Raw genomic sequence first — 14,821 nt, forward strand, 5'->3', positions numbered from 1 at the left:
CGGGACACAACGAAATAAAAGGGCCCGCCATCATGGCGGGCCCTTCTGGTTTTAAGAACACTCTCTTATCTGCGCTGGGCCAGATGCATCATGGCTTCCAGCACGGCGCCGCCGATGGCGCGGGCCTTGTCAGAGACGGTGGTGGCATCGGCGCGCTCGCCGCGCGGGTCGATATCACCAATCTTGAAGCCGACCGGCACTTCGATGCCATCGCTGAGCAGCCCCCGCACCATGCCGGAGAGCGGCGCGATAATGGGAGTATCCCCTACATGGGCAATCACATCCCCCTCCTGCACCAGATCGCCGAGCTTGATCAGGCTCTTCATCACCCCAGGGGCGGGGGCGCGCACCACCCGGCGGGCGGAGTGCCCCTCAATCACCCCGGGAATGCCGGTATTGGGCTGGGCAGGGCCCTGATAGATGACCCGGCCCAGATGATGACCGCGGTTGGTCTCAATGACCGCATCGCAGTCGCGCCCCGCCTCAAACCCCGGGCCAAGGGCCACCGTAATGGGGGCCATCTCTTTGTGAGTGCCGAGATTCTGCTTTGCGAGGATGGCATCCACCAGATAGCGGGGCTTGAGCTCGGCGAGGGTGGCACAATCGGGGTCAACCAGTAGCGGAATGACGCCCCGATCCAGCTGCTCGAACGCCTGTTCGACGCTCTCGACCCGCTTGGCACGTACTCCCTCGACCCTTGTTTCACCGTCGAACATCCCCTGAGCGAAAGCGACAGAGCGGCGGATCACCGTGGGCTTGTCGAGATCCAGCATCACCACCTTGAAGCCGGCATTGTGCAGGCGCAGCGCCACCCCGGTGGCGATATCGCCGGAGCCGCGCATCACCACCAGCTGATCCCGCTTGAGGCGCACATCATCCTGCATCAGACCGCCTGCCTTGCCGTTTTTCACCTGCAATAACTCGGCGAGAATGCTGATGGCGATCTCCTCGGGGGTCTCGGCGCCGATGTTGTAGCCGATGGGGGCGTGCAGCTGCTGCAGTTGCTCCTGGCTCACCCCTTGCTGGCGCAGCGCCTGGGTGAAGGTCTGCACCTTGCGCTTGCTGGCGAGCAGCCCCAGATAGGCGAGGGGACGGCTGATGAGGCGATCCAGCGCCTCCTTGTCCTGATGGTTGGTGGCGATGATGACGAAGTTGGCGGGCTCGATGGCCAGTTTATCGATCACCGTGCTGATGGTATCGGCCTGCACCAGATGGGTACCGGCGGGGAAGAGGTCAGGGTTGAGGCTCCCCTCGAAGCAATCCCCTATATGGACATCAAAGCCGAGCGGCGCCGCAGCATGGGCCACAGCCCGGTTGACGTGGCCGGCACCAATGAGCACCAGCCGTGGTCGCAGACCATAGACATCGATATAGACCGACATGGCACCACCGCAATCCGATCCGACCGCATGCTCACCGTTGCGTGCCATCCGGCCGTGGAAGATGCGCGGCTTGCGCTCGGCAATGGCGGCCACGGCCTCTTCGATCACCAGCCGCTCGATCATGCCGCCGCCGATGGTACCGAGGATCTGGCCATCGGCCATCACCAGCATCTGGGCCTGATGGCGGGGGGTGGAGCCACGGCTCTCGATGATCTGGGCAATGGCAAACGGCGTGTTCTCCTGTTCCAGTCGGGCTGCGTGTGCAAAAAGATTCATAAGGTACCTCTTCTTATCCTTAAACCATCATGGGCGAGGCGGCTGTGCCTCATCCTGAGCGAAGTAACCGAGTGCGAGGCGAATGGGCTGTGGCTTGCGAACCGCCCCCTGCCAGATGGCATGGAGCTCGGGGTGGCGGCTATGCAGCTTTATCAATTCATCGAGCCACGACGCCTCATTTTGATAATCCCCATTGATAAACCAGATCCGGCGCGCCCTGGCCGGGGTGCCCTTGAACAGCCCCTCGGGGTGGGAGAGCAGCTGGTGAAACAGGGCCCAGTCGAGGGGGTCACCGGCCTCTATCCCGCACAGGGCCTGAAGCTCTGCCCAGCGGTGGATCTGCTGCGGGTCGGCCTTGGCTCCCACCATGGCGCCGCCTGTCAGGGCGATCACCCAATCACTGCTCTGGGGAATGCAAGGTTCGTGCAAAGCGGGCACTTTCAATAGCTTGTGATGGGCGCCATCCGCTTCGACCAGGATGAGATCGAAGCGCTGCTGCCCCTTGATGAGATCAATCTGCTGGGGCGTGGGGCCCGCCACCTTGCCGCTGGCCTGATCGATATGGCTGAACAGGGCGACCAGGGTCGGCTCATCGGGCAGTTGCTGACAGCGGGTCAGCTGGCGGACGGGATCGGCTTCCAGGATCAATTCCCGATAGTGTGACGGGGCAGGCAGAAACATCCGGGTGGTGGTGGTAATTAGCACCCTTTTACCCTGTTGATAAAAATATTCCGCCAGCCAGAACAGGGTGCTGGTTTTTCCACCGGCCCCGCAGAGGCTAATTAAGGTGGTATGGCTATCAATATTTTGGGTGAGCGAGTTTAATAGCGGTTCTATATCTGGAAATGCGACAGCAACAGCGTGTGGGTGCGACATAATGACGACCAAAATAAATATCGAAGGGAGTGGGAAACAACGTTGCCAGGAACAAGTGCAGTGTGACTGTATAATAACGGCGGCGGGTTTATCTTCCCGAATGGGTACCTGGAAAATGATGCTACCTTATTGCCAGGGGACAATGCTTGATGCAAGTCTCAAAAATGCCCTGGCTTTTTGTCAGCGCGTTATTCTGGTGGTGGGCCATCGTGGCGAGGAACTTCAAGCGCGCTACGGATCTCGGCCGGATATTGCTGTCGTCCACAACCCCGACTATCGGCAGGGGCTGGGCAGCTCCATTCGCTGCGCCCTGGCGGCCAGTGACGCTGACTACCTCTTTATCAGCCACGGGGATCTCCCCTGTATCCCGCGCGATGTCTATCAACAGCTCTGGCAGGCACGGGGCTGTGAGACACTCTTTCCCACCTGGCTGGGGGAGACGGGCCATCCGGTGTTGCTGCCAAAAACCATCGCAAGGGAGCTGGCTACCGCGCCGGCACAGCAGTCGGTGCGCCGCTGGTTGCAAGAGCATCCGCACCGTATGGTGCCAGTCGACAGCCCCGCCATCCTGTTTGATGTGGATACCCCGGAGCGCTATCAGGCGCTGCTGGGTGGCATTCTTGAAAATGAGAGTTAGCCCATGAAATAACCCTGTTTTAAAAAGATAACGGGGAGATAAATGGCGTATCAAAGTGATATTTCTCGCACTTGATCTGATAGGGCGAGTTCTTTTTGAACTGCTCATTAAGTAAATTTCAGAGTGATTGATAACTACTCGCAATACCCATAATGGTGACATCGTAAATTCTCATCATTAATTGGAGCTGCCTCACGCTTTCACCCTAAAAATAGTTTTGTAGCTCGTTTTGTAACTGTAGTGGCCTGATAGTTGCTCCTCTCCTTGCCAAGGGGGAACACCCGTGCGGGATACCCCATTTATTCATGCTGCCAATGGGCAGAACAGCTGCAAGGAGATAGCCATGGGCGATATTATGCGACCCGTTCCGTTCAAGAACCTGCTGACCCGTATTTTCGCGGAATATAAAGAGAGTCAGAGCATTTTCGGTATTCCCGCCGCGCAATTCTATCGCAAACAGGACGAGCGCAAGATCAAGGTGTTCGGTGAAACCTGCGAGACCCCCATTGGCCCGGCAGCCGGCCCCCATACCCAGTTGGCCCAGAACATCGTCACCTCCTGGCTGACCGGCGGGCGCTTTATCGAGCTCAAGACGGTGCAGATCCTGGACCGTCTCGAACTGGAAAAGCCCTGCATCGATGCCGAAGACGAGTGCTTCAACACCGAGTGGTCTACCGAGTTCACCCTGCCCAAGGCATTTGACGAGTATCTTAAAGCCTGGTTTGCCCTCTACCTGTTAGAAGAGGTGTTCGACCCGCGGCTCGACGGAGAGGCCAAGTCCTTCATTTTCAACATGAGCGTGGGTTACAACCTCGATGGCATCAAACAGCCGCCGATGCAGCAGTTTATCCACAGCCTGATGGATGCAAGCCAAAGTCCGAAGTTTGCCGAGTACCAGCAGGTGCTGCGCGAGCTGGTGGTCGACGAGCAGTTTATCGCCGAGCTGGGACTGGGGGCGCGGCGTGATCGTCTGCAACAGCTGGTGGATCGCATCCCGGCCAATCTGGTTCACGGCGTTACCCTCTCTACCATGCATGGCTGCCCGCCCAACGAGATCGAGGCCATCTGCCGCTACATGCTGGAAGAGAAGGGGCTCAACACCTTCGTCAAGCTGAACCCGACCCTGCTGGGTTACCCGCGGGTGCGCGAGATCCTCGATACCTGCGGCTTTGATTACATTGGCCTGAGCGAAGCGTCGTTCGATCACGACCTCAAGCTGGATCAGGCCAAGGCGATGCTGACCCGTCTGATGGCGCTCGGGGCCGAGAAGGGGCTCACCTTCGGGGTCAAGCTCACCAATACCCTTGGCACCATCAACCGCAAGGGGGCGCTGCCGGGGGATGAGATGTATATGTCCGGCCGGGCGCTGTTCCCGCTCTCCATCAACGTGGCGGCCGTGCTGTCCCGCGCCTTCGATGGCAAGCTGCCCATCTCCTACTCGGGCGGCGCCAGCAAGTTCAACATCGCGGAGATCTTCGAAACCGGCATTCGTCCCATCACCATGGCCACTGATCTGCTGAAACCGGGTGGTTACCTGCGCCAGATTGAGTGCCTCAAAGAGATAGATGCCTCCGACAGCTGGGGCATGAGTCAGGTGGATGTGGCCAAGCTGGAGGCGCTTGCCGCCAAGGCCCTCACCATGGATTACACCCAGAAGGAGTGGAAGTCCGAGGATCGCATCGAAGTGGGTGGCGGTCTGCCGCTGACCGACTGCTATGTAGCACCCTGCGTCACCGCCTGCGCCGTGCATCAGGATATCCCCGAGTACATTCGCCTGATGGGCGAGGGGGAGTATGTGGCGGCCCTTGAGCTGATTTATCAGCGCAACGCCTTGCCCGCCATCACCGGCCATATCTGCGATCACCAGTGCCAGTACAACTGCACCCGTCTCGACTACGACAGCGCGCTCAATATCCGCGAGCTGAAAAAAGTGGCGCTGGAGCGCGGCTGGGAAGGGTACAAGGCTCGCTGGCACAAACCGGCAGGTAGCGGTGACAAGCATCCGGTTGCTGTCATTGGTGCAGGTCCGGCTGGTCTCTCCGCCGGTTACTTTCTGGCCCGTGCCGGCCATCCGGTCACCGTGTTCGAGCGCGAAGCGGATGCCGGTGGCGTGGTCAAGCACATCATCCCTGAGTTCCGCATTCCGGCCGAGCTTATCCAGCACGATATCGACTTTGTCGCCGCTCACGGGGTCAAGTTCGAGTTTGGCTGCGATCCGGCGCTCACCGTCGACAAGCTGCACGCCCAGGGCTTTACCTATGTCTTCGTCGGCATCGGTGCCGACAAGAATGGCGGCATGCGTCTCGAAGGGGGACATGATCGGGTCTACAAGTCCTTCAACTTCCTGCGCAGCTTCAATCAGGGCAAACCGCTGCCGCTGGGCCGCCATGTGGCGGTGATCGGCGCCGGTAACACCGCCATGGACTGCGCCCGTGCCGCCCTCAAGGTGCCGGGTGTCAGCGATGTGACCGTGATCTACCGCCGCAGCGAAAAAGAGATGCCCGCCTATCGCGAGGAGGTTCTGGAAGCGGTGGAGGATGGGGTGCGTTTCTGCTTCCTCACCAATCCGGAGCGCTTTGACAAAGATGGCAAGCTCACCGTGCGGATGATGGCGCTGGGGGATCCTGACGAGCAGGGCCGCCGCCGTCCTGTGCCCACCGAGCAGACCGAAGTGATGCAGATGGATGCCCTGATCACCGCCATCGGCGAGCAGCCTGACTGCGAGGTGCTCAAAGCGATGGGCATTCCTCTTGGCAACGATGGCTGGCCCGAAGTGGATGGCCAGACCGGCGAAACCAGCCGTCGCAACGTCTTCCTTATCGGTGATGTGCAGAGCGGCCCGTCCTCCATCGTCGGTGCCATCGGTGGTGCCCGCCGCGCCGCGGATCTGGTGCTCTCTCGCGAGCATATCGCCAGCCAGCAGAGTGAAGTGACCATTCAGCCGTCGGGCAAGGATGAGATCTACCGCCGCAAGGGGAGCATCGCCGTCACCATGGTTGACAAGAGCGAGCGCGATGCCTTCGTGGCGCAAGAGGCGCACCGTTGCCTCGAGTGCAACTACCTCTGCAGCAAGTGCGTGGATGTCTGCCCCAACCGGGCCAACGTCGCCATCGCGGTGCCGGGCTTCAAGGATCAGTTCCAGACCCTGCACCTGGATGCCTACTGCAACGAGTGCGGCAACTGCGCCCAGTTCTGCCCGTGGCAGGGCAAGCCCTATCAGGACAAGGTCACCATCTTCAGCCTGCCCGAGGACTTCAACAACAGCCGCAACCCCGGTTTCTATCTGGCGGATGGCGGTGAGCTGCGGGTGCGTCAGGATGGCGAGACCTATCGCCTGACCATAGACGCCCAGAGCCGGATCAAGGATGCGCCAGCGGCCCTTGGCGACATGTGCCGGATCATCAGCCATGTCCACGCTCATCACCACTACCTGCTGGGGGCCGTCGAGGCCTGAGCGAACCACGAATAAGCGAAGGAGCACACCATGTTTATTCTGAAAAACGTCACCGCCGTCCAGCTGGAGCCGACCCGGGTGCTGGAAGGGGTGGATATCGCCATCGAAGGCACCCTTATCAAAGCGGTGGGGCCCAATCTGCGGGCCCTCTACCCGGAGGCCAACTATCGGGAGATGGGGGGCAAGCTGGTGATGCCGGGCATCGTCTGTGCCCACAACCACTTCTACTCCGGCCTGTCGCGGGGGATCATGGCCAACATCGCCCCCTGCCCGGACTTTATCTCCACCCTGAAAAACCTCTGGTGGCGGCTCGATCGGGCGCTTGATGAGGAGTCCCTCTACTACAGCGGCCTCATCTGCTCGCTGGAGGCGATCAAGAGCGGCTGCAGTACGGTGATCGACCACCACGCTTCGCCCAACTTCATCAAGGGTTCCCTGAATGTATTGCGCAAAGGGTTTGTGGAAGCGGGTCTGCGCGGCATGACCTGCTTCGAGACCACGGATCGCAACGGCGGTCTCGCCGAGCTGCAGGCCGGGGTGGAGGAGAACATCCTGTTTGCACAGGCCATTGATGCCGCCAAGGGCAAAGGGAACGAACCCTATCTGGTTGAGGCCCATATCGGCGCCCACGCCCCCTTTACCGTACCTGACGAGGGGCTGGCCATGCTGCGCGAAGCGGTGCAGGTCACCGGTCGCGGCCTGCATATCCATGTGGCGGAAGACCGCTACGACATGGCCCACGGCCACCACCACTATGGCAAGGAGCCCATCGCCCGGCTGGACGAGTTTGGCCTTATCGACAGCAAGTCGCTTGTCGCCCACGGTATCTACCTGAGCCCGACCGACATCGAGCTGCTCAACAGCCGCGATGCCTTCCTGGTGCATAACGCCCGCTCCAACATGAACAACCACGTGGGCTACAACATGCACCTGCCGGAGTATCGCAATCTGGCGCTCGGTACCGATGGCATCGGCTCCGACATGCTCGAAGAGCTCAAGTTCGCCTACTTCAAGCACAAGGATGCCGGTGGCGCCCTGTGGCCCGACAGCTTTGCCCGCTTCCTCTGGAACGGCAACACCCTGCTGGAACGCAACTTCGGCGCCAAATTTGGCCGCCTGGAGCCGGGATACAAGGCCGACCTCACCATTTGCGACTACGACGCACCGACCCCGCTGGCGCCGCGCAACCTCGGTGGCCATCTCGCCTTCGGCATGGGATCGAACAGCGTCAACAGCGTGATGGTGGAGGGGCGCATGGTCTATCAGGACCGCGAGTTCCCGTTCGATGTCGCGCCCATTTATGAGCAGGCCCGCAAGGTGGCGAGCCGCCTGTGGCAACGGATGGATCAGCTGGCCTAACGCCACCTTCCACAGTTTTGGACCGGATTGCCCGCCCTGTGGATCTCCCCGGCGGCGGGCTGCAAGAGTAAGGACGACACATGATTGAGCAATTCTTCCGACCCGAGCAACTGGGTCAGGCTTTGGAACTCAAGGCTAGTTTCGGCAACGACGCCGTCTACATGGGAGGCGGCAGCAAGCTTAACGCCGCCCCGACCCGCACCGACAAGAAGGTCGCCATCTCGCTGGAGAGGTTGGGGCTTGACCAGATTGAGCAACAGCACGGCCAGCTCCATATCGGCGCTACCGTCACCCTGCAGACCCTGAAAGATGATCCCCGTACTCCGGCCGCCCTGTGCGACGCGCTGGGGTTTGTCTACTCCCGCCATCTGCGCAATCAGGCCACCCTCGGCGGCGAAATTGCCTGCCAGCAGCAGGACTCCCCGCTGTTGCCGGTACTGCTGGTACTCGAAGCCGTGGTGGTGCTGGAGAACAACCTGCTGCAACCCATCGACGCCTACCTGGCGGGGCAGCGCAATGCCCTGGTGCTCGGTGTTGTGCTGCCGGAGCCCGCGCTGCGCTGCGCCACTCGCCACATCAGCCGCAACGCCGATGGCTTGGCGGTGATGACCGCCGCCGTGGCCCTCGACAGCATTGGCGAGATGCGGGTAGCCGTCGCTGGCGTCACTCCGCAGCCGATGCGTCTGCGGGATCTGGAGCGCCGCGAACTGCACGATGCCGCGCTGGAGGCCGCCGTGAGCGAGCTGATTGCGCCCAGAGAAGATCTGGCGGGCAGCATAAGTTACAAGCGGTATATCACCGGCGTGGTAGTGGCGGATCTGCTGGTGGATTGCCAGCAGCAGGAGGTGCAAGCATGATGGAACTCAACTTTACCCTGAACGGTGCCCTGCGTACCGTCATCTGCAAGGCCGGTGACAATGCCCAGCGGGTGCTGTTCAACCAGTGCCGGATGCACTCGGTGCGCAACAGCGACGACGGCTTCGGTTTTGCCGGCTCCGACGCCATTCTCTTCAATGGCAAGGTGATCAACGCCTCCCTGCTGATCGCCGCGCAGCTGGATGGATCAGAGGTGCGCACCGCCGAGTCGCTGGGCAGCTGGAACCAGCTTAGTCTGGTGCAGCAGGCGATGGTAGATGTGGGCGTGGTGCAGTCGGGCTACAACGATCCGGCCGCCGCGCTCATCGTCACCGACCTGCTTGATCGCCACCCCGAGCCTACCCGTGATCAAATCGACGATGCCCTCTCGGGCCTGTTTCACCGCGATGGCGGTTATCAGCAGTTTTATCAGGCCATCGAGCTTGCCTGTTCACGGATGAAGGATCCCGATTACCTGTGCCAGATCGCCCCGGAGTTTCGCGACGATCTGCGCCATATCGGCAAGAGCTGCCCAAAAGTGGACGCCGCCAAGATGGTGCAGGCCAAGCCCTGCTACGTGGAGGATCGGGTCACCGAGGATGCGCTGATCATCAAGATGCTGCGCAGTCCCCATCCCCATGCGGTGATCACCAAACTCGATGTGAGCCGCGCCGAGGCGCTGCCGGGCGTCGTGCATGTCATCACCCACCTCAACTGCCCGGATGTGTTTTACACCCCGGGTGGTCAGAGTGCCCCTGAGCCGTCACCGCTCGATCGCCGCATGTTCAGCCGCAAGGTGCGCCATGTCGGTGATCGTGTTGCCGCTGTGGTGGCCGAGAGCGAAGCCATCGCATTGGCAGCGCTGAAACTCATCGAGGTTGAGTATCAGGTGCTGCCTGCGGTCATGACCATCGATGAGGCGATGGCTCCCAACGCACCCCTGGTTCACGACGAGCCCATCGTCTACATGGCCGGTGCGCCTGCGGATCTCGAGCAGCAGAACGCCTGCTCGGTGCGCCGCGGCGATGAGCACATGATCATCAACTTCCCCATCGGCTCCCGCCCCCACGAGAACCTGGCCGCCAGCGTCCATGGCCAGATCGGCGATGTGGCCAAGGGCTTTGCCGAGGCGGACGAGATTGTCGAGCGCACCTACGAATCGACCCAGGCCCAGCAGTGCCCGACCGAGCCGCACATCTGCTTCACCTATATGGATGGGGATCGTCTGGTCATTCACGCCTCTACTCAGGTGCCGTGGCACGTGCGCCGTCAGGTGGCGCGTATCGTCGGCCTCAAGCAACATCAGGTGCACGTGATCAAGGAGCGGGTAGGGGGCGGTTTTGGCTCCAAGCAGGACATCCTGCTGGAAGAGGTGTGCGCCTGGGCGACCAAGGTCACCGGCCGTCCGGTCACCTTCCGCTACACCCGTGAAGAGGAGTTCATCAGCAACACCTCTCGCCACGTGGCCAAGGTGAAGGTGAAAGTGGGGGCCAAAAAAGATGGCACCATCACCGCCATCGATATGGATTTTCGCGCCAACACCGGCCCTTACGGCAACCACTCTCTGACGGTACCGAGCAACGGCCCGGCGCTCTCTTTGCCGCTCTATCCGTGCGACAACGTGCGCTTTACCGTCAACACCTACTACAGCAACATCTGCCCGACCGGGGCCTATCAGGGCTACGGCGCGCCCAAGGGCAACTTCGCGCTGACCATGGCGATTGCCGAGCTGGCGGAGCAGTTGGGTATCGACCAGCTCGACATGGTGGAGCACAACCGGGTGCACGAAGGGGACATCCTCAAGGTGCTGGGTGCCATCGGCGAGGGCAAGATGCCGACTTCTGTGCCCCATGCGGCCAGCTGTGCCCTCGAACCCATCCTCCAACAGGGTCGAGAGCTTATCGCTTGGGACAGTCCCAAACCCGCCGACGGGGATTGGCGCATCGGCCGCGGCGTCGCCATCATCATGCAAAAATCGGGGATCCCCGATATCGATCAGGCCAACTGCATGGTCAAGCTGGAATCGGACGGCACCTTTATCGTCCACTCCGGTGGCGCCGATATCGGCACCGGCCTCGATACCGTGGTCGCCAAGCTGACCGCCGAGGTGCTCGGTTGCCCGCTCAGCGATGTGCACGTCATCTCTGGCGATACCGACCATGCGCTATTCGACAAGGGGGCTTACGCCTCGTCCGGTACCTGCTTCTCCGGCAACGCGGCCAAGATGGCGGCCGAGAACCTCAAGGCTAAGATCCTGTTCCACGGCGCCGCCATGCTGGGCGAGCCGGTCGAAGACGTAGAGCTGGTTCACCCGGGGATCGTGCGCGGCAAGCAGGGGGAGGTGACCCTCGCCAAGCTGGCCCACAAGGCGGAGACAGGTACCGGCTTCGGCATTCTGGTGGGCACTGCCAGCTACATCACTTCGGAGCTTGCCTTCCCGTATGGGGCCAACTTCGCCGAGGTGGCGGTCAACGTCAGAACCGGCGAGATCCGGCTCGACAAGTTCTACGCCCTGCTCGACTGCGGCACCCCCATCAACCCGGAACTGGCGCTCGGCCAGATCTACGGGGCGACCATGCGGGCCATCGGCCACTCATTGACCGAGGAGATCTGCTACGACGGCAAGGGCATTCCGCTCACCCGGGATCTGAAGAGCTATGGCGCGCCCAAGATTGGCGACATTCCGCGCGACTTCCGGGCCTTCCTGGTACCGAGTGACGACAAGGTAGGCCCTTACGGCGCCAAGTCCATCTCGGAGATCGGAGTCAACGGCGCCGCGCCCGCCATCGCCACCGCCATCCATGACGCCTGTGGTGTCTGGCTGCGCAAGTGGCACTTCACGCCGGAGCAGATCCTGCGCGAACTGGGCAAGCTGGAGCAAAAAGTGTCGGCATAACAAAAGAAAAGGTGAGGGGCGGGCGCCAGCTCGCCCCCAGCGCCTGACGGCGGAATGAGTACTCCGCCTACATTCTGTGTGATGGGACAAACACGATGTCTAAAACAACACGCAAGCACTCGGATCTCATTTACGAGCTGGAAGACAAACCCCCGTTTTATCAAACCCTGATGGGTGCAGTGACCCATCTGCTGGCCATTTTTGTTCCCATGGTAACCCCGGCGCTGATCGTCGGCGGCGCCCTGGGCCTCTCCACCGAGATCACCGCCTATCTGGTTTCCATGGCGATGATCGCCTCCGGTATCGGCACCTGGCTGCAGGTAAACCGCTATGGCCCCATAGGTTCGGGGCTGCTCTCCATCCAGTCGGTCAACTTCTCCTTCGTGACCGTGATGATCGCGCTCGGCGGCGCCATGAAAAAAGATGGCATCCACGAGGAGCTGATCGTCTCGACCCTGCTCGGGGTCTCTTTTGTCGGCGCCTTTCTGGTGATGGGCTCCTCCTTCGTGCTGCCCTACCTCAAGCGGGTGATCACCCCGACCGTGAGCGGGGTAGTGGTGCTGATGATTGGCCTGAGCCTTATCAAGGTGGGGATCATCGACTTTGGCGGCGGCTTCTCCGCCATGAGCAGCGGTACCTTTGGCAAATATGAGAACATCGGGCTGGGGCTCTTGGTGCTCTGCGTCATCGTCGCCTTCAACTGCAGCCGAAGCCCGCTGCTGCGGATGAGCGGCATTGCCATCGGTCTGATGGTGGGTTATGCGGTGGCCCTGATGCTCGGCATGGTGGATTTTTCCGCCCTTGAGAACCTGCCGCTTATTACGGTGCCGATCCCGTTCAAGTACGGTTTCTCCTTCGACTTTCACGCCTTTATGTTGGCGGGCACCATCTATCTGTTGAGCGTGCTGGAGGCGGTGGGGGACATCACCGCCACCGCCATGGTCTCCCACCGGGATATTCAGGGCCCCGAGTTTCAAAAACGGCTCTCCGGCGGCGTGCTGGCTGATGGGTTGGTATCGGTGATCGCCTCGGCCCTCGGCTCTTTGCCGCTCACCACCTTTGCCCAGAACAACGGCGTTATCCAGATGACCGGGGTGGCCTCACGCCATGTGGGCAAGTTTATTGCCGTCATTCTGGTGCTGCTGGGGCTCTTCCCGGTGGTGGGGCGCTTCTTTACCACCATACCGTCACCTGTGATGGGGGGCGCCATGGTCATCATGTTCTCGATGATCGCCATCGCCGGTGGTCGCATCATCATCAGCCACGGCTTCGATCGGCGGGAGACCCTGATTGTCGCCACCTCCCTGGGTCTTGGGCTTGGTGTCTCCTATGACCCGAACGTCTTCAAGGTGCTGCCGGCGGGTATCTACATGCTGGTGGAGAACCCCATCTGTGCCGGTGGCATCACCGCCATCATCATGAATCTGGTGTTGCCACAGAGCCGCAAGCGCAAGGTAGCCGTCAGGGATGCAGAGGCGGTGGAAGTGATCCAGCTGAGCGACAAGCCGGATGTGAGCTTTACCGCCCGCAGTGCGGGCCAGCCATCGGCCAGCAAGGGTGAGGGTTCACCAGAGCCAGTGCCCGGGCAGGCGGTGGCGCCACAGGCGGAACGGATCTGACGGTTAAACCGGCAAAAAACGTCAACAGAACAAGAAAAACAGGGAAACGGTTATGAAAAACGACAACTCTGTCAAAGCGGTACGCGGCAGCTTCTTCGATATCACCCGGGTGGTGGATCAGCCCGAGGAGATTGAGTCCAACGCCCGCCTTATCGAGGATGGTCTGCTGATCATTCGCAACGGTTGCATCGATTGGTTCGGTGAGTGGGAGGAGGGCAAGGATCGCATTCCGACCGAAGTGCGGGTGCGGGATTACCGCGGCAAGATGATAGTGCCGGGCTTTGTCGATACCCACATTCACTATCCCCAGAGCGAGATGGTAGGGGCCTATGGCGAGCAACTGCTGGAGTGGCTCAACCGCCACACCTTCCCGGCTGAGCGGCGCTACAACGATCTCGAATATGCCCGCGAGATGTCCACCTTCTTTATCAAGCAGTTGCTGCGTAACGGCACTACCACGGCGCTGGTGTTCGGCACAGTGCACCCCGAGTCGGTAGACGCCCTGTTCGAGGCGGCCAGCCGCATCAATATGCGGATGATCGCCGGCAAAGTGATGATGAATCGCAATGCACCCGATTATCTGCTCGATACCGCCGAGAGCAGCTATGTGCAGAGCAAGCAGCTTATCGAGCGCTGGCACGGCAACGGTCGACTGCTCTATGCCATCACACCACGATTTGCACCCACCTCGACACCCGAGCAGCTGGCGATGGCGCGGAGACTGCGCGAAGAGTTTCCCACCACCTATCTGCACACCCATCTGTGCGAGAACAAGGACGAGATCGCCTGGGTCAAATCCCTCTTCCCGGCGCACAAGGGTTATCTCGATGTCTATCACCAGCACGGCCTCACCGGCCACAACTGCGTGTTTGCCCACTGCGTCCATCTGGAAGAGCAGGAGTGGGATTGCCTGAAGGAGACCGGCTCCACCATCGCGTTTTGTCCCACCTCGAATCTTTATCTCGGCAGTGGTCTGTTCAAGTTGCACAAGGCGTGGCGCAAGCAGGTGAAGGTGGGGATGGGCACCGACATCGGCGCCGGCACCACCTTCAACATGCTGCAGACCCTCAACGAGGCCTACAAGGTGATGCAACTGCAGGGCGAACGGCTCTCGGCCTATCAGGCCTTCTATCTGGCGACCCTGGGCGGCGCCCATTCGCTGGGGCTGGACGAGAAGATCGGCAGCTTTGCGGTGGGCAAGGAGGCGGACTTCGTGGTGCTCGACCCGGTCGCCACCCCGCTGCAGCAACTGCGTTATGACAACTCCACCACCCTGCGGGACAAGCTCTTTGTACTGTTGACCCTGGGGGATGACAGATCCATCTACCGCACCTATGTGGATGGCCAACTGGTGCATGAACGGGGGTAGGGCTTGTAGTGGGCTGCCGCGGTGCAGCCCCAACGAATACGGCGGCTGGCGTGCTCCACAGGGGCGCCAGTCTTGCCGCACCACAGGGGATCTCCCCG

The 14,821-nt window shown here is 61.0% G+C and carries 9 protein-coding genes; 7 read left to right on the forward strand and 2 right to left on the reverse strand.

Annotated features, from left to right (window positions below):
- Positions 1-65: 65 nt before the first annotated feature.
- Both yqeB and yqeC read right to left on the reverse strand, forming a co-directional pair.
- Complete coding sequence (gene yqeB / locus AACT07_RS09830) at positions 66-1,658, reverse strand: selenium-dependent molybdenum cofactor biosynthesis protein YqeB (RefSeq protein WP_069527509.1); 1,593 nt, start codon at positions 1,656-1,658, stop codon at positions 66-68.
- A gap of 27 nt (positions 1,659-1,685) precedes the next feature.
- Entirely contained in the window at positions 1,686-2,534 is an 849-nt protein-coding gene (gene yqeC, locus AACT07_RS09835) for a selenium cofactor biosynthesis protein YqeC (protein ID WP_069527510.1), read from the reverse strand.
- Position 2,535: 1 nt separating this feature from the next.
- Between yqeC and mocA the strand changes: the two genes are divergently transcribed.
- The 7 genes from mocA to guaD all read left to right on the forward strand — a co-directional run bounded on the left by mocA (position 2,536) and on the right by guaD (position 14,723).
- Positions 2,536-3,171 carry a molybdenum cofactor cytidylyltransferase gene (gene mocA / locus AACT07_RS09840; RefSeq protein ID WP_083249953.1) on the forward strand — a complete coding sequence of 212 codons (636 nt, stop codon included), beginning with the start codon at positions 2,536-2,538 and terminating at the stop codon, positions 3,169-3,171.
- A gap of 343 nt (positions 3,172-3,514) precedes the next feature.
- On the forward strand, positions 3,515-6,625 hold the full coding sequence (gene ygfK, locus AACT07_RS09845; RefSeq protein WP_069527512.1) for a putative selenate reductase subunit YgfK: 3,111 nt from the start codon (positions 3,515-3,517) through the stop codon (positions 6,623-6,625).
- Positions 6,626-6,655: 30 nt separating this feature from the next.
- A complete protein-coding gene (ssnA, locus tag AACT07_RS09850; RefSeq protein ID WP_069527513.1) occupies positions 6,656-7,984 on the forward strand; it encodes a putative aminohydrolase SsnA in 1,329 nt (442 codons plus the stop codon).
- An 80-nt stretch (positions 7,985-8,064) separates the two neighbouring features.
- Entirely contained in the window at positions 8,065-8,841 is a 777-nt protein-coding gene (gene ygfM / locus AACT07_RS09855; protein WP_069527514.1) for a molybdopterin-dependent oxidoreductase FAD-binding subunit, read from the forward strand.
- The gene (locus tag AACT07_RS09860; RefSeq protein WP_216093288.1) at positions 8,838-11,735 is read left to right on the forward strand and encodes a molybdopterin-dependent oxidoreductase Mo/Fe-S-binding subunit; all 2,898 of its coding nucleotides are present in this window, start codon (positions 8,838-8,840) and stop codon (positions 11,733-11,735) included. Before ygfM ends, AACT07_RS09860 begins: the two co-directional genes overlap by 4 nt.
- Before the next feature lie 95 nt (positions 11,736-11,830).
- Positions 11,831-13,354: a nucleobase:cation symporter-2 family protein gene (locus AACT07_RS09865; RefSeq protein ID WP_069527516.1), complete on the forward strand. Its 1,524-nt coding sequence runs from the start codon at positions 11,831-11,833 to the stop codon at positions 13,352-13,354.
- Between the two features lie 52 nt (positions 13,355-13,406).
- Entirely contained in the window at positions 13,407-14,723 is a 1,317-nt protein-coding gene (gene guaD, locus AACT07_RS09870) for a guanine deaminase (RefSeq protein ID WP_069527518.1), read from the forward strand.
- Positions 14,724-14,821 lie beyond the last annotated feature (98 nt).

Origin of the sequence: Aeromonas sp. ANP5 (genome assembly GCF_963870295.1) — a bacterium.
Lineage (GTDB): Bacteria > Pseudomonadota > Gammaproteobacteria > Enterobacterales > Aeromonadaceae > Aeromonas > Aeromonas veronii.